Below are 14243 nucleotides of genomic sequence, written 5' to 3'. Positions count from 1 at the left end.
GGTGCTGTTCATAGCCGCGCTGGAGGGCGGCGTCGATGAGGCTCTGACCGCTGGCCCTCAGAGCAGCTTCACCGCCACCACGGCGCCGACCAGCACCACGATGCCGATGATGCTCCACATCGCCAGCCGCTTCTCCACCTGGGCCAGCATGGCGGGACCCCAGCGCCTCAGCACCCAGGCCTCGAGGAAGAAGCGGGCTCCGCGCGTGACCACCGAGGCGGCCACGAAAACCGGGAAGCTGAAGGCCGCGAGGCCCGAGGCGATGGTGACCAGCTTGTAGGGCACGGGGGTCAGGCCCTTGATCAGGATCACCGCCAGGCCCCACTGGTCGAACCAGTGCTGGAATTCGGCGAGGCCGTCGGAATGGCCGAGGACGTTCATCAGCCACAGGCCGAGGTCGGTCAGGTAGTAGCCGATGGCGTAGCCGAGGATGCCGCCCAGCACCGAGGCGACGGTGCAGACGAAGGCGTAGAAATAGGCCTTCTCGGGCCGCGCCAGGATCATCGGCGCCAGCATCACGTCGGGCGGGACGGGGAAGAAGGAGCTCTCGGCGAAGGAGATGACCGCCAGGGCGGGCGTGGCGTGCCGGCTGCGGGCCAGCGAGAAGACCCAGTCGTAGAGCTTGCGGAACATTCGATACCCGACGGAGGCCCCGTGGGGCGCCTGAGCCCCGGCTCTAGCAGGCGTGGCGGGCCCGCGCACCTGCCGAAACAGGGCGTGAGTCGCGGTCGCGGCCATCGGTCGCTATAGAGGCCGCCTCCGTCTCTCCCCAAGGACCGGAATACATGCGCTATCTGCACACCATGGTCCGCGTGACGGACCTCGACGCCTCGCTGCGCTTCTGGTGCGACCTGCTCGGTCTCCAGGAAGTACGCCGGATGGAGAACGAGGCCGGGCGCTACACCCTTGTGTTCCTCGCCGCCCCGGCCGACCGGGCGCGCTCGGAGGCCGAACGGTCGCCGGAGGTCGAGCTGACCTTCAACTGGGATCCGGAGCCCTACGGCGGCGGGCGCAATTTCGGCCATCTGGCCTATCGCGTCGATGACATCTACGCGGTCTGCCAGCGTCTGATGGACGGCGGGGTGACCATCAACCGGCCGCCGCGCGACGGCCACATGGCCTTCGTGCGATCGCCCGACGGCATTTCGATCGAACTGTTGCAGGAGGGCGAGCGGCTGCCGCCCGCCGAGCCCTGGGCCTCGATGCCCAACACCGGGAGCTGGTAAGCTGGACATTCGCACCCCCGCCGCCCTGGCGCTGCTGGTTCTACCGCTGCTGGGCGCCTGCGCCTCGACCTCCGAGACCTATCCGTCGCGCACCGCCACCGAGCAGCTGCTGGTCGCGCGCGCCGCCGACCGCGCCGTCGAGGGCCTGACCCTGCCGATCCCGCAGGGCACGCGCGTCTTCGTCGACGACGCCTATTTCCGCGCCGAGAACGCCCCCTATGCGGTCAGCGCCGTGCGCGCCGCCCTGTCGGAGGCGGGCTATGCGCTGGCGTCGTCCAAGGGCGAGGCCGAGGCGGTGCTGGAGCTGCGCGCCGGGGCGCTGTCGCTGGAGCAGATGCGGCGGGTGTTCGGGGTGCCGGAGATGCGCATCCCGATCAACGACAGCTTCAATGTGGTGTCGATGCCGGAGCTGTCGGTCTACAGCCGCCGGGACCGGGTCGGCGTGGCCGAGTTCTCAGGCTTCCTCTACGAGCCGAAGTCAGGCGCGCCCCTGGGCGCCGTGATCCCGATGACAGGCGAGTTCCGCATCCGCAGCCATAAGCTGCTGATGATCGTCGCCTGGGGCCAGCAGAGCATCGACCCCGGCGAACGCGACCCGGGCGACAGCTGGCGGGAGTTCTAGGCGGGTTCTGACGCCGCCGTAACTTGCGCCCCGCGCTCCGAGCGGTGATGGTCCGTCCCTCAGTTTCCGGGAGGGTTCCATGCGTCGTCTGCTCGTCTCCACCGTCTGCGCTGTCGCTGTCCTGGCGGGTGCTCCGGCCGCGGTCCTGGCGCAGGACGCCGCGGCGCCGGCGGCGGCCGCGCAGAGCGAGGACGCGCGGCTGGCGGCCTTCTTCGAGCAGGCCTTCCAGGAGCGGATCGCCCTGTCGCCGCAGACCATGACCTCGCTGGGGATCAAGCGCGACTACGGCAAGCTGGACGACGTCACCGACGCGGCGGCCGACCGCGGGCTGGCGCTGGCGGAACGGCAGCTGGCGCAGCTCAACGACCAGTTCGATCCGCAGACGCTGAGCGACGAGAGCCGGATGTCGTGGCGGCTGTTCGAATACGGGGTGGAGCAGGCGCGGCTGTCGAACCGTTGGCGCGACTGGGGCTATCAGTTCGCGGCGAACGGCAATCCGACCACCGGGCTGCCGGTGTTCATGATCAACAATCACCGGGTCGACAGCGTTGAGGATGCGGAGGCCTATGTCTCGCGCCTGCGGGACTCCGAGCGGGTCATGCAGGAGATCGCCGCCGAACTGCGCCAGCGGGCGGCGGCCGGGGTGATCTCGCCGAACTTCGTGTTCGGGCCGTCGATCGCCAACACCCGCAACATCATCACCGGGGCGCCGTTCGACGGCGGGGCGGATAATCCGGTCTGGGCCGACTTCCAGAAGAAGGTCGCGGCGCTGGACACGGATCAGGCCACGAAGGACCGGCTGCTGGGCGAGGGCCGGGCGGCGCTGACGGGCGAGTGGAAGCGCGGCTATGAGCATGTGCTGGCGGCGCTGGCCGAGGTGCAGGCGCAGGCGGCGGCCATGCCGGACCGGGACGGCGGCGTGTGGCGGCTTCCGCAGGGCGAGGATTACTACAACGCCCGCCTCAGGCTCTCGACGACCACCGATCTGACCGCCGACCAGATCCACGAGATCGGGCTGAGGGAGGTCGAGCGCCTGCACGGCGAGATGCAGACCATCATGGATCAGGTCGGGTTCGAGGGCTCGCTGCAGGAGATGTTCGCGCACCTGAAGACCGATCCGCGCTTCCAGTATCCGAACACGCCGGAGGGCAAGGAGCAGTATCTGGCCGACAGCCGCGCCTTCATCGCCCAGGTGATGGCGGCGGCGCCGCAGTGGTTCAGCGACCTGCCCGAGGCGGCGCTGGAGGTGCGGGCGGTGGAGCCGTGGCGCGAGGCGACGGCCTCGATCGCCTTCTATAACGCCCCGGCGCCGGACGGGTCGCGGCCGGGCATCTACTACGTCAACCTGTCCGACATGACCCAGGTGCTGAAGCCCCAGATCGAGGGCATCAGCTATCACGAGGGCGCGCCGGGCCACCATTTCCAGATCGCATACGCCCAGGAGATGCAGGGCCTGCCGTCGTTCCGGCGCTTCGGCGGCTACGGCGCCTATGCCGAGGGCTGGGGCCTGTACGCCGAACGGCTGGGCAAGGAGATGGGCTTCTACCAGGACCCCTATTCGGACTTCGGCCGGCTCTCGACCGAGCTGTGGCGGGCGGTGCGGCTGGTCACGGACACCGGCCTGCACGCCAAGCGCTGGAGCCGCGAGGACGCCATCGACTATTTCCGGGCCAATTCGCTGCTGAGCGAGCGCGACATCGTCAAGGAGGTGGAGCGCTACATCACCAATCCGGGGCAGGCGACCAGCTACAAGATCGGCGAGCTGAAGATCATGGAGCTGCGCCAGCGGGCGCGGGCGGCGCTGGGCGACCGGTTCGACATCAAGGACTTCCACGCCGTGGTGCTGGGCTCCGGCTCGGTGCCGCTGGACGTGCTGGAGGACCAGGTGGACAGCTGGATCAGCGCAGGCGGCGGAGCGCCTGACTGAATTCTTCTCCCCTTGGGAGAAGGTGGCGGGGCGGAGCCCCGTCGGATGAGGGTCGAACGTCTCATTCGGCGTGAGCCGTCGCGCCGCGGCTCACGCCGACTTCCAACCATATCCCCTCACCCTTTCGCCTTTCCGATCGCTGCGCTCCCGGAGGCTCAATCCCTCTCCCGCCGGGAGAGGGACGTGTTATGAGCGCCCCGCCATGCCCTTCACCGTCACCGTCCTGACCATGTTTCCCGAGGCCTTTCCGGGGCCGCTCGGCGTCTCGCTGATCGGCACGGCGTGGCGCGAGAAGGGGCTGTGGAGCCTCGAAACCCTTGACATCCGGGGCTTCAGCGAGGATAGGCGCGGCTTCCTGGACGACACCCCCGCGGGTGGCGGCCCGGGAGCCGTGCTTAAGGCGGACGTGGTGGCGAGGGCGCTGGACAGCGTTTCCGGACCGGCGCGGCCGCTTTTGTACATGAGCGCCCGGGGTCGGCCCCTGACCCAGGCGCGCGTCAGGGAATGGGCCAGGGCCGACGGCGTCACGGTGCTGTGCGGCCGGTTCGAGGGGGTGGATCAGCGCGTGCTCGACGCGCGCGGGTTCGAGGAGGTCTCCGTCGGAGACGCGGTGCTCGCCGGCGGCGAGGCGGCGGCGATGGTGGTGATCGAGGCGTGCGTGAGACTGATCCCCGGGGTGCTGGGCCAGGCCGAAAGCCTGGGTTCGGAAAGCTTCGAGGACGGGCTTCTGGAATATCCGCAGTACACGCGACCGCGGACGTTCGAGGGGCTCGAGATTCCCGAGGTGCTACTGTCGGGCGACCACAAGAAGGTCGCACAATGGCGCGAAGAGCAGCGGGAACTGACGACCCGGGAACGGCGGCCAGACCTCTGGGCGGCGCATCTGGCGAAGACCCATGCGGAGCCTGACTCCGCCAAATCACAGGTAAAGAGCAAAAAAGCTCGAGGAGAATGACATGAACATCCTGCAGACGATCGCAGCCGAAGAAAAAGCCCGCCTGATCGCCAAGCGCGACATCCCGAACTTCCAGCCCGGCGACACGCTGCGGGTCATGGTCAAGATCAAGGAAGGCGAGCGCGAACGCATCCAGGCCTTCGAGGGCGTCTGCATCGCCCGCGCCGGCGGCGGCGTGAACGAGAATTTCACCGTGCGGAAGATTTCGTTCGGCGAGGGCGTGGAGCGGGTCTTCCCGATCCTGTCGCCGAACATCGACTCCATCGAGGTCAAGCGCCGCGGCGTCGTGCGGCGCGCCAAGCTCTATTACCTGCGCGATCGCCGCGGCAAGTCGGCCCGGATCGCCGAGAAGCAGACCGTCCGCGCGCCCAAGGGCGTGGTGGTGCCGGAAACCGGCAAGGCCGAAACCCCGTCGGTCGACACCGAAGCGTAAGACGCTTCACGGTCCTGAAATGACGAAGGCCCCGGTGGAGACGCCGGGGCCTTTTTCGTGGGCCGCCGCTAGTGCGGATAGAGCCGATTGTCGGCGTCGCGCTGGCCTTCGAGGCTGTGGCGGAGGTCGCGCACCTCGTCGCGGCCGCCGCTGAGGCGCGTGAAGGCGCGGCGGATGGTTTCGCGGGTGGTGGCCGAGATCTGGCTGTCCTCGAGCGCCTTTTCGAAGCGGGCGCGGACGGCCTCCTCCGCGGATTCGACTGCGCCGACCATGCTGGCGTCGTCGCGCATCAGGGCGTGCCTGACGTCGGCGAAGGCGCGCTGGGCCTTGGCGAGGATGGAGCCCTCCGCGGCGGGGTCTCCGCCGAGGGCGCGGACGGTGGACTGGAGCTCCTCGGCGACCTGCCGGCGCTCGAAGCTGCGGCGGCCGAACAGGTCGCGCCGTCCGGGATCGTCCGCCTCGGTCGAGGCCTCGCGATAGCCGTCGGCGCTGTCGATGGCGGTCTGGATCAGGCTGTTGAGGACCTGGATATCGTGGCGATTGGCGTTGGACATGACGGGATTCCCGCTTGTTCTGTCCGCCTAAACCGCACCGTGGCCGTCTTGGTTGCCTTCTCAGCCGGCCTTGAGGCCGCGGCAGCGTTCCGTGAAGGCCGCCAGCGCATCGGGGCGCGCGGCCTGGAGGGGACCGACGGACTGGGCGCCGTAGACGGCCCGGACGGGCTCGCCCCGCGCCAGCCGCGCGATCAGGTCGGAATCGATCGGCCCTCCGCCGGTTACGCCGGGGCCGGGCGCCGCCAGATCGGCGACATGGGCGAAGGCCTCATCGCCGGCGCCGAGCGTGAGCCGGTCCTCGCTGCCGATCGGCTCGAAGCCGGGCACGGTGATCTGGAAGGCGGGGTCGCCGTCACGGCAGGCGAGCTGGAGGCGTTCCGCGCCCGTGGCGTCGACGAAGACCATGCGGGTCGGGGCCTCGGGCGGCTGGACCAGCGGGGGTTTGGAGGGAACGGGGAGGGGTTCCACGGGCGCGGCAGGGGCGGGGGGCTCTTCCCGGCCGCAGGCGGCGAGGCCCAGCAGGGCGGCGGCCAACAGGGCGGTTCGCATATCCGGCTCCTTCACAGTCTGGTGCGCAGCGACCACAGCTCGGGGAAGCAGCGGCGCTGCAGGGTTTCGGTCAGATAGGCGACCCCCTCTGTGCCGCCGGTGCCCCGGCGGCGGCCGATGATGCGCTCGACCGTGACCACATGTTTGTGCCGCCAGGTCAGCAGGGCGTCGTCCAGATCGACCAGTTTCTCGGCCAGCTGATACAGCGGCCACCATCGGGCGGTGTCGCGATAGACCTCAAGCCAGGCCGCCTCGACGCCTTCCGACGCCTCGTAGGGCCGGCTCACATCGCGGTTCAGCACCTCGGCGGGCACCGGCAGGCCGGCGGCGGCCAGCTGGGCGAGGGCGTCGTCGTAGAGGCTGGGCGCCGCCAGCGCCGCCGTGAGCGCCGCGTGTGCGGCGGGCCGTTCCTCGTGGAAGCGCAGGAAGCGCTCGTCCTTGAGGCCCAGCATGTATTCGAAGCGGCGGAACTGGTCGCTCTGGAAGCCCGAGGACGAGCCGAGAGAGCCACGGAAGCGCAGGTATTCCGCCGGCGTCATGGTGGCGAGGATGTCCCAGCTCATGGTCATCACCGCCTGGATGCGGCTGACCCGCGCCAGACTCTTGTAGGCGGGCACCAGATCGCCGGCCCGGACGAGCCCCTGGGCCAGCGCCACCTCGTGCAGGATCTGCTTGAGCCACAGTTCCTTGGTCTGGTGGATGATGACGAACAGCATTTCGTCGTGCTCGTCCGACAGCGGGTGCTGGGCGGCGAGCAGGTCGTCGAGGGCGAGATAGCCCGCGTAGGTGATGGTCGAGGGCCGCGGTTCGCTGGTGTCGGTCATCGGCGACCTATCGCGCGGGTGGAACCCGGGCTCAAGACTCGTCGGACTTCTTGATGTCGGCGCTGCCGGAGCGGTCGGCGCGCTCGTCCCAGCCGTCGCGATCGGATCGGAACGCCAGGGCCATCAGAATCCAGGCGAGAGCGATGGTGCCGAGAACGCCCAGGGAGAGGGCGACGAAGCCGTGCACCGGCATGGCGCCGCCCCCAATGGCCGTCCAGGCCCAGCTGATGCCGGCGATCGACAGGACGGCGACGCCGACGGCGAGAAGAAAGGTGCGAAATGACGACATCCGTCAATTCTACGCTCCGCATCGCGCCTGGGACACCCTCGTAGAACTACGTGGGCGGGTTCCCCGGCGCTCGCCCGGTCAGCGCTGGACCCACTGGCCCTGGGCGTTGCGGTACCATTGGCCGCTCTGGATGCGCGGCATGATGATGGTCTGGAAGGCGCGGGCGGCGGCGGCCTCGGTGGTGGCGCCGTCGCCGGCCGCTTGGGCGCTGCGGGCGTAGCCGTCGCGGCGGGCGTTGTTGGTCACGGTGACGGCCTGGGTCAGGGCGGGGTCGGACGACGGCTGGCGGAAGCCGAGATAGCCGTCGGACTGTTCGCCCACGGTTCCCTGGGCCTTGGCGGCGTCGATCATCGCCTTCTGCTGGGAAGTCTGCGCGAAGGCGGCCCCGGCGGCGACACCCAGCGCGGCGACCGCGGCGGCGATGACGAAGAGCTTGCGGAAGGACATCGGAGGCGGCTTTCGCATCAGAACAGGTTCGGGTTCTCGACGAGGAGGTCCTGAAGCTCCTTGTCGAGACGGACGCGGATGTCGGCGTCCAGCTTGGCGTAGATCTGGATCGGATCGACCTGCAGACGAACCGTGGGCGTGCAGGCGCCCGCGCCGACGGCGGCGATGAAGCCGATCAGGGCGAGACGTGCGCGCGTCCGGGTCATGGGCAGGGTCTCCGGTGTTGATCCGCAGCGATCTAACGCCGCACAGGGTGAACGGGTTCTGAACGGCAAGGCTGGCGGCATCAAGGCGCCGGCTCCGGTTCGACCGGCGGCGGCGCGGCGGCGTCCGCCGACGGCTGGCCGTTGCGGGCGCGGTTCAACTCGAGCAGGTCGCCGACCAGCTGGTTCAGGTTCAGCGTGGTGTCGAGCGTCAGGTCGATCTGGGTGTCCGACGGCAGGGGCAGTTCGCGGTTGAGGAATTCGCGGCTGATGAATTCGGTGATCGGTATGCGCAACTCCTGGCGCTGCGGCGGATCGTGGCGGCCGCGGATGTGGAACAGGACGCCGATCCGGCCCGCATCGAGGCTGTTGACGTCGGCCGACAGGATGTCGAACGACAGATTCTCCATGGCCTGGTAGGCCAGGTCCTGCACCGTGTTCGGCGGCACGCCCTCGCCACCGCCGCCGGCCTCGACCCCGACGAGGGCCTCGCGCTGGATCGACAGGCGGCCGGGCTGGACCGCGGCCAGGGTTCCGCCCGAGATGCGGACGCCGTCGACCGGGTCCGAAGTGAACGGAAGGCGGCCGGAGACGACCGCGTCCAGCCTGACCTTGTCGCCGAAGCCCGAGCCGGCGATCACCTCGCCGAGCTGGACGTTCTCCAGCACGATGACGCCGCTGAACGGCTGGCCCGGACCCAGGGGAAAGGCGAAGGGCTCGATCCGGATGGTCCCGCCGGCGACCTTCAGATCAGCGGCCTCGACGGTGACGGCCGACTTGTCGAGCGCGAAGGTCACATCGATGTCGGTCAGCGGGGTGACGGACTCCAGGGCGTCGGCGGTCAGGTGCTGCCCCGCGGCCGTGACGAGCGGGGCCAGGCTGGTGAAGTCGATGGTCCCCTTCAGTCCTTTCACCGGACCGGCCGGGCTGACGAAATCCAGACCGGGGATGGTCAGCCGCCCCGAACTGGAGCCCTCGGCCTCGGCGAGCCAGTCGATCCGGCCCTGGAAGGCGACGGAGCCGGAGGCGGGGGAGCCGACGAAGTCGCCGGCCAGCGGGCTGAGGTCGGCGGGCTGCAGTCCGCCCTCGGCGAAGACGATGGACGGGGCGTCGATGGTCAGTCCGCCGGCTCCGGACGGCCCGTCGTGGGCGAGGTCGAGCCGGCCGAGACCCACGCCGTCGCGGGACAGGTCGAAGGCCCCGGTCCAGTCCTCGTCGGCCAGCCGGGCCGATCCGGCGGCCTGGAGCGGATTGAAGCGCAGCGGCGTCGTGGCGTCCTCGACCTTCGCCCGCTCGATCCGCGCGACGAGGCCGAGGCCGCCGGGGCCGCCGGTGGCGGTGAATCCTCCGGCGGCGTCGTGGAAATTCAGGGCCAGGAAGGGGGCCGAGGCGTCGAGTCCGGAGAGCGCGCCGTCGGCCCGCCAGCGGCCGCCGGCGATGCTGACCAGCGGCCGGTCGACGGGGCAGGCCTGGCCGGACAGGTCGACGACGTCGTTCTCGCCCAGCTCCAGCCGTTCAACGGTCCACGGGGCGCAGCCGGCGGCGACGTAGGTGATCCGGCCATTCGAGGAGGTCAGGCGGCCGCGCGTGTCCAGCCCGATCCCGCGGGCCAGTTCGAAGTCCAGGGCGGCGCGGCCGTCGACGTCGGCGGTGAAGCCGTCCGGCGTGAGCCGCCAGGCGGGGATGGCGAAGGCCGCCTCGGGCAGGCCCTTGCCGCGGGTGGCGGTCAGGGCGAGGGCCCCGCCTCCCCGCTGGCCGGGGGCGGCGGCGAAGACGGGTCCGCCGGCGGGGCTGAGCGTCAGCACGCCGCCGTTGGCCGGCCTCAGGGTGGCGGGGCGCTCGAGAACCAGGCGGGTCGCGCCGCCGCCGGACGCCAGGGTGAAGGCCGGGATGTCGACCGCGAAATCGCCGAGCGCCCGCTTCATCCCGGCCAGGTCGGCGCCGTCGTCGCCCGCGGCGGGGCCGAACAGCGGCCAGGCCCCGTGGGCGGCCCTCAGCCCGCCCGAGAGCGTCAGGCGCAGGCCGGCGTCGGAGACCAGCTCAAGCTCGGCCGCGCCGCGCGCGCCGGCCAGCGACAGATCCTCCCATCCGATCCGGTCGGCGGCCAGGGCGAGGGGACCGGTCACCTCCATGGCCCGGCCGCGGCCGCCGGCGGTCAGGCCGCTGGAGGTCAGCGCCACGCCGGATCCGTCGAGCCCCGCCCCTGAGGCGTGCGCTGCAGAGACCCTGGCCGGGCCGTCGATGCGCCAGCCGAAGCCGCGGTCGTCGCGCGACAGCAGGGCGCGGGCGTCGCTCCAGCGCACGGCGGCGGCGGTCGCCGACACCTTCGAGCCGGTCAGCCGGGCCGCGCGGAGGTCGGCGTCGGCGGCGCCCGAGATGCGGAATGTCTCGAGCCAGCCGGCGGTCTGGCCGTCGAAGCCCACACGGGCGACGGCGTCGCGGGCGGCGAGGTCCCCGGCGGTCAGGCGCGCGGCGACGAGGCCGATGTCGACGCGGGCGCGTCCGTCGCCCCGGCGCCGCTTCAGGTCGGGATAGGGCAGGTCGCCGCTGACGGTCAGGCGGGGCGCCGTCCCGGACAGGCCGGCCACGGTCGCATGGTCGGCCGAGGCCGTGAGATTGACCGCCGTCCGGTCGCCCAGGGTCTGGACGCTCAGGGCGGCGACGAGCGCCTGGGCCTCGATCTCGCCGCTCTTGAGGTCGGCGGCGGGCATCCGGGCGCCGAGGCGGATCAGCTTGCCATCGTCGACCCGGGCGTCTCCGAGGACGGCGACGGGGCCGTATTCGGTGTCCAGGCGGACGCGCGCCTGCTCGATCAGCACCAGCGGCCCGCGCACGTCCGGGCGCGGCGGGCGGCTTGTAAAGCGCTCCACCAGGGGGTCGAGCGAGCCGAGCGAGAACTCGCCGTCGCGGAAGGAGGCGCGGAGCACGGGCCGGAGCAGGCGGATGCGGGTGGGCGTGACGCCCAGGCCGGTCTTCGACCACGGGGCGCCGATGGCGTAGTCGACCTCGACCCGTTCGACCACTGCGTCGGGATTGCGGGGATCGCCGATGCGGATGCTGGCCACCATGCCGTCGATCTCGACCCGCTCGATCTCCATGTCGGCGGGAACGCCCTGCCGCTCCAGCCAGCCGATCAGCACCTGACGCGTGGCGGCGCGGCGGTTGAGATACAGCAGGCCGGCCAGCACCAGCAGGATGCAGACCAGCACGCCGGCCGCGAGCAGCAGTCGGCGGCCCGCGCCCCCGCCGCGGCGAACCGGGGGCGGGAGCGGGGCGGCGGGCGCGGTCGCGTCGGTCATGCGGCGATCCGAACGATGAACAAACCGGACTCCTGGAACAGCACAGCGGGCGTGACTGGGGAAACACAGTGCAGTGGCGCATCCGCCACTTTGAATGCAGTGGTGACGACATCAAGGCGCGGCGGCGAGTTGACCCCGAATACCTCTACGAAACGTCGTCAATACACTGTTCGCTCCCGGCGATAAGCTGGCGCATCACGCAGGCTTTACCGCCGCAAACGGCTCCGGTTAACGGTCTGTAACGAACTGCCTTCCCATGATGGGACGGACGGGCTATACGGCCTGTCTCGCGCCGGGGGCTTCTTCAGGCGCGATCCTTGCTTCTAGTGGCTTGGGCGCCGGTCGGCGTCGCAGTTTTCGGGGACCGATGGCTCAGTTCGATCCACGTCGCCAACCGATGCGTCTCGCGCCTCACGCTCTCACGGCGGTCGCAGCGCTCTCGGTGGCCCTCCTTGCCGGACGCGTTTACCAGCCCGCGAAGGCTGAAGAAGTTCCCGCCCTGACTCCGGCCCAGATGGCCGCCATCGAGGCCCAGGCCTTCGCCGCCGCTGGCGCCCCGGCCGGCCTGACCGCCCCGGAAGCCATTCCCGTACAGATTCGCCGCGGCGAGACCTTCGAGCAGGCCGTGCGCCGCACCGGCATCCCCGCCGAAGAGGCCTCGGCCATCGCCGCCACCCTGTCCAACGCCATGGACATGAGCGAGATCCGCGCCGGCCTCCGCTTCGAGACCGCCATCGCCCGCCCGCGCGGCGGCCGGGGCGATCCCCGCCTGATCGGCCTGACCATGCGCACCGGCCCGGCCAGCCAGGTGACCGTGTCGCGCACCTTCGACGGCGCCCTGCGCCTGCGCGCGCTCGAGGAGAAGGTCACCCACGAGATCGTCGTCCTGAACGGCAAGGTCGAGGGCTCGCTCTCCGCCTCGGCCCAGCGCGAGGGCGCGCCCGCCGCCGTGCGCCGCAAGGCCGGCCAGCTGTTCTCGCACAAGTTCGACATGGACCGCGACATCCGCGCCTCGGACGAGTTCACCTATGTCTACGGGCGCACGGTGACCGAGAACGGCCGCACCATCGGCACCGACGGCCTGCTGTACGCCGAGCTGAAGGGCGTGGCCTTCTACCGCTTCCAGCCCGCCGGCGCGAAGGAAGCGCAGTATTTCGACGCCACCGGCAAGAACACCCGCTCGGCCTTCATGCGCACGCCGCTGGAGCGCGGCTTCCGCGTCTCGTCGTCGTTCGGCTTCCGTCGCCACCCGATCGCCGGCTATCGCAAGATGCACCAGGGCATCGACTTCGCCGCCGGCACCGGCACGCCGGTCGTGGCCCCCGCCGACGGCGTGGTGGTCGAGGCGCGGCGCTGGGGCGGCTACGGCAACTGGCTGCGCATCCGCCATTCGAACGGTCTGGAGACCGGCTACGGCCACCTGTCGCGCTACGCCTCGGGCATGCGCGCCGGCCAGCGGGTCCGCCAGGGCCAGGTCGTGGCCTATGTCGGCTCGACCGGCGCCTCGACCGGACCGCACCTGCACTACGAGATCTGGCGCGGCGGCCGGCGGATCAATCCGGCCGGCGTGCGCACCACCGAAGGCACCGTCCTCTCGGGCGCCGATCTGGCCGCCTTCCGCGCCGAAAAGGCCCGCATCGACCGCATCATCGCCGCCGGCGGCGAGCGCCGTCCGCAGGTCCAGCGCGCCAGCCTGAACGACGGCCTGCGCCCCGCCCAGGGCTAGACCCCGGCTCCCGGCCGCGCGGCGCCAAAATCCCGCCGCACCGAGCGGATCATCTCGTCCGCCCGCGTGTTTGGCGCAGGACGAGCGGATCGACGGCGGAATGGAACGGCGAAATCTCCTCAAGGGCCTGGTCGGCGGCGCGGCCTTGTGGGCCGCGGCCGGCGCGCCGGCGCGCGCCCGCGCATCGTTCCAGTCGACCCGGATCGTGGTCGAGACGCGCGGAAGCGGCCCGGACCTGATCCTCATCCCCGGCCTCGCCTCGACCTCCGCGGTCTGGACCCGAACGGCGGCGCGCCTGCCGGGCCGGCGGCTGCACCTCGTTTCGGTGCGTGGCTTCGGCGACCTGCCTGCGGGAGCCAACGCCAACGGGGCGGTCATGGGGGCGGTGGCGGGCGAGGTGCGCCGCTACATCGACCAGGCGGGCCTGGGGGCGCCGGCGCTCATCGGCCATTCGATGGGCGGACAGCTGGCGCTGCGGGTCGCCGCCGACGCGCCGGACCGGGTCGGCCGGCTGATGACGGTCGACGCCTCGCCCTTCTTCCCGGCCCTGATCAGCCCCGGGGCCACCGTCGGCGACGTCGAGCCGATCGCCCAGGTCGCCTATCAGGCGGTGCAGTTCCTCGGCGACGAGGGCCTGCGCTCGCGCGGGCGGTCCCTCGGGCTCGAACTGGGCGGGGCGGCCGACGCGGTGTTCGGCTCCATGGGCTGGCAGGGCGGCGACCGCCGGGTTCTGGCCCAGGCGCTGTACGAGGTCATGACCCTGGACCTGCGCCACCGCCTGCCCGACATCACCGCGCCGGTCACCGTGGTCTATGGCTGGAGTTCCGACGAGGCCTCGCCGCGCAGCCGCACCGACGGCCTGTTCCGGGGCGCGTACGCCTCCCTGCCCCGCCCGGCCGTGTTCGAACGCATTGAGGGGGCCGAGCACATGGTGATGATCGACCAGCCGGGCCGGTTTTTGGCGGCGGTTGAACGGTTTCTGGCGTAGGTCGGGGGGTTCATCGGGCTGCCGGGAGCGGCCGGTTCGGATGACGGCAAGGGGTGGGAGGCGGACCTCAGTCGATGATCGGGCAATCGGGGACGTAGGGGGCCAACCCCAGAGCAAGCGCGGCTACAAGCAACCAGCACAAAGCAAGCTGAACGAACAGCGTTAGTCTTGACCACCGGCGGAAGATGCCGACGGCAAGGA

General features: G+C 71.0%; 15 protein-coding genes. 7 read left to right on the top strand and 8 right to left on the bottom strand.

The window, feature by feature from the left end; all coding sequences use genetic code 11:
* Positions 1 to 57: 57 nt before the first annotated feature.
* A complete protein-coding gene (locus VEA62_RS11615) occupies positions 58 to 633 on the bottom strand; it encodes a YqaA family protein (protein WP_324821789.1) in 576 nt (191 codons plus the stop codon).
* Between the two features lie 152 nt (positions 634 to 785).
* Between VEA62_RS11615 and VEA62_RS11610 the strand changes: the two genes are divergently transcribed.
* The 5 genes from VEA62_RS11610 (at position 786) to rplS (ending at position 5163) form a co-directional block, all read left to right on the top strand.
* Complete coding sequence (locus tag VEA62_RS11610; protein ID WP_324821788.1) at positions 786 to 1226, top strand: VOC family protein; 441 nt, start codon at positions 786 to 788, stop codon at positions 1224 to 1226.
* Position 1227: 1 nt separating this feature from the next.
* Complete coding sequence (locus VEA62_RS11605) at positions 1228 to 1848, top strand: DUF6655 family protein (protein ID WP_324822158.1); 621 nt, start codon at positions 1228 to 1230, stop codon at positions 1846 to 1848.
* Positions 1849 to 1927: 79 nt separating this feature from the next.
* Entirely contained in the window at positions 1928 to 3775 is a 1848-nt protein-coding gene (locus VEA62_RS11600) for a DUF885 domain-containing protein (protein ID WP_324821786.1), read from the top strand.
* Between the two features lie 202 nt (positions 3776 to 3977).
* Positions 3978 to 4730, top strand: coding sequence for a tRNA (guanosine(37)-N1)-methyltransferase TrmD (trmD, locus tag VEA62_RS11595; RefSeq protein WP_324821784.1), 753 nt, complete (start codon positions 3978 to 3980; stop codon positions 4728 to 4730).
* Position 4731: 1 nt separating this feature from the next.
* Positions 4732 to 5163, top strand: coding sequence for a 50S ribosomal protein L19 (rplS, locus tag VEA62_RS11590; RefSeq protein WP_324821782.1), 432 nt, complete (start codon positions 4732 to 4734; stop codon positions 5161 to 5163).
* Between the two features lie 68 nt (positions 5164 to 5231).
* Here rplS and VEA62_RS11585 read toward each other — a convergent pair whose 3' ends face one another.
* From VEA62_RS11585 to VEA62_RS11555, 7 genes are all read right to left on the bottom strand, one after another.
* On the bottom strand, positions 5232 to 5717 hold the full coding sequence (locus tag VEA62_RS11585) for a PA2169 family four-helix-bundle protein (protein WP_324821780.1): 486 nt from the start codon (positions 5715 to 5717) through the stop codon (positions 5232 to 5234).
* A gap of 60 nt (positions 5718 to 5777) precedes the next feature.
* The gene (locus VEA62_RS11580; RefSeq protein ID WP_324821779.1) at positions 5778 to 6266 is read right to left on the bottom strand and encodes a hypothetical protein; all 489 of its coding nucleotides are present in this window, start codon (positions 6264 to 6266) and stop codon (positions 5778 to 5780) included.
* Positions 6267 to 6277: 11 nt separating this feature from the next.
* Positions 6278 to 7090 carry a tryptophan 2,3-dioxygenase gene (locus VEA62_RS11575; protein ID WP_324821777.1) on the bottom strand — a complete coding sequence of 271 codons (813 nt, stop codon included), beginning with the start codon at positions 7088 to 7090 and terminating at the stop codon, positions 6278 to 6280.
* 31 nt (positions 7091 to 7121) lie between these two features.
* Complete coding sequence (locus VEA62_RS11570) at positions 7122 to 7379, bottom strand: hypothetical protein (RefSeq protein WP_324821775.1); 258 nt, start codon at positions 7377 to 7379, stop codon at positions 7122 to 7124.
* A 78-nt stretch (positions 7380 to 7457) separates the two neighbouring features.
* Positions 7458 to 7844, bottom strand: a complete 387-nt coding sequence (locus VEA62_RS11565; protein WP_324821773.1) for a DUF1318 domain-containing protein — start codon at positions 7842 to 7844, stop codon at positions 7458 to 7460.
* Positions 7844 to 8032, bottom strand: a complete 189-nt coding sequence (locus VEA62_RS11560; RefSeq protein WP_324821771.1) for a YnbE family lipoprotein — start codon at positions 8030 to 8032, stop codon at positions 7844 to 7846. The genes VEA62_RS11565 and VEA62_RS11560 overlap by 1 nt, the downstream gene beginning before the upstream one ends.
* A gap of 80 nt (positions 8033 to 8112) precedes the next feature.
* Complete coding sequence (locus tag VEA62_RS11555; protein ID WP_324821769.1) at positions 8113 to 11328, bottom strand: intermembrane phospholipid transport protein YdbH family protein; 3216 nt, start codon at positions 11326 to 11328, stop codon at positions 8113 to 8115.
* Positions 11329 to 11842: 514 nt separating this feature from the next.
* Between VEA62_RS11555 and VEA62_RS11550 the strand changes: the two genes are divergently transcribed.
* Together VEA62_RS11550 and VEA62_RS11545 are read left to right on the top strand one after the other, a co-directional pair.
* Positions 11843 to 13054, top strand: coding sequence for a M23 family metallopeptidase (locus VEA62_RS11550; protein WP_324821767.1), 1212 nt, complete (start codon positions 11843 to 11845; stop codon positions 13052 to 13054).
* Between the two features lie 100 nt (positions 13055 to 13154).
* The gene (locus tag VEA62_RS11545) at positions 13155 to 14042 is read left to right on the top strand and encodes an alpha/beta hydrolase (protein ID WP_324821765.1); all 888 of its coding nucleotides are present in this window, start codon (positions 13155 to 13157) and stop codon (positions 14040 to 14042) included.
* Positions 14043 to 14243 lie beyond the last annotated feature (201 nt).

Source organism: Brevundimonas sp., from assembly GCF_035627475.1.
Lineage (GTDB): Bacteria > Pseudomonadota > Alphaproteobacteria > Caulobacterales > Caulobacteraceae > Brevundimonas.
Note: the sequence above shows the minus strand (reverse complement) of the source record. Positions and strands in the feature narration are given on the sequence as shown.

Excerpts from the sequence above, each read along its gene's own strand:
- VEA62_RS11615 (WP_324821789.1), bottom strand. The coding sequence starts at position 633 with ATGTTCCGCAAGCTCTACGACTGGGTCTTCTCGCTGGCCCGCAGCCGG.
- VEA62_RS11610 (WP_324821788.1), top strand. The coding sequence starts at position 786 with ATGCGCTATCTGCACACCATGGTCCGCGTGACGGACCTCGACGCCTCG.
- VEA62_RS11600 (WP_324821786.1), top strand. The coding sequence starts at position 1,928 with ATGCGTCGTCTGCTCGTCTCCACCGTCTGCGCTGTCGCTGTCCTGGCG.
- trmD (WP_324821784.1), top strand. The coding sequence starts at position 3,978 with ATGCCCTTCACCGTCACCGTCCTGACCATGTTTCCCGAGGCCTTTCCG.
- rplS (WP_324821782.1), top strand. The coding sequence starts at position 4,732 with ATGAACATCCTGCAGACGATCGCAGCCGAAGAAAAAGCCCGCCTGATC.
- VEA62_RS11585 (WP_324821780.1), bottom strand. The coding sequence starts at position 5,717 with ATGTCCAACGCCAATCGCCACGATATCCAGGTCCTCAACAGCCTGATC.
- VEA62_RS11580 (WP_324821779.1), bottom strand. The coding sequence starts at position 6,266 with ATGCGAACCGCCCTGTTGGCCGCCGCCCTGCTGGGCCTCGCCGCCTGC.
- VEA62_RS11575 (WP_324821777.1), bottom strand. The coding sequence starts at position 7,090 with ATGACCGACACCAGCGAACCGCGGCCCTCGACCATCACCTACGCGGGC.
- VEA62_RS11570 (WP_324821775.1), bottom strand. The coding sequence starts at position 7,379 with ATGTCGTCATTTCGCACCTTTCTTCTCGCCGTCGGCGTCGCCGTCCTG.
- VEA62_RS11565 (WP_324821773.1), bottom strand. The coding sequence starts at position 7,844 with ATGCGAAAGCCGCCTCCGATGTCCTTCCGCAAGCTCTTCGTCATCGCC.
- VEA62_RS11560 (WP_324821771.1), bottom strand. The coding sequence starts at position 8,032 with ATGACCCGGACGCGCGCACGTCTCGCCCTGATCGGCTTCATCGCCGCC.
- VEA62_RS11555 (WP_324821769.1), bottom strand. The coding sequence starts at position 11,328 with ATGACCGACGCGACCGCGCCCGCCGCCCCGCTCCCGCCCCCGGTTCGC.
- VEA62_RS11550 (WP_324821767.1), top strand. The coding sequence starts at position 11,843 with ATGGCCGCCATCGAGGCCCAGGCCTTCGCCGCCGCTGGCGCCCCGGCC.
- VEA62_RS11545 (WP_324821765.1), top strand. The coding sequence starts at position 13,155 with ATGGAACGGCGAAATCTCCTCAAGGGCCTGGTCGGCGGCGCGGCCTTG.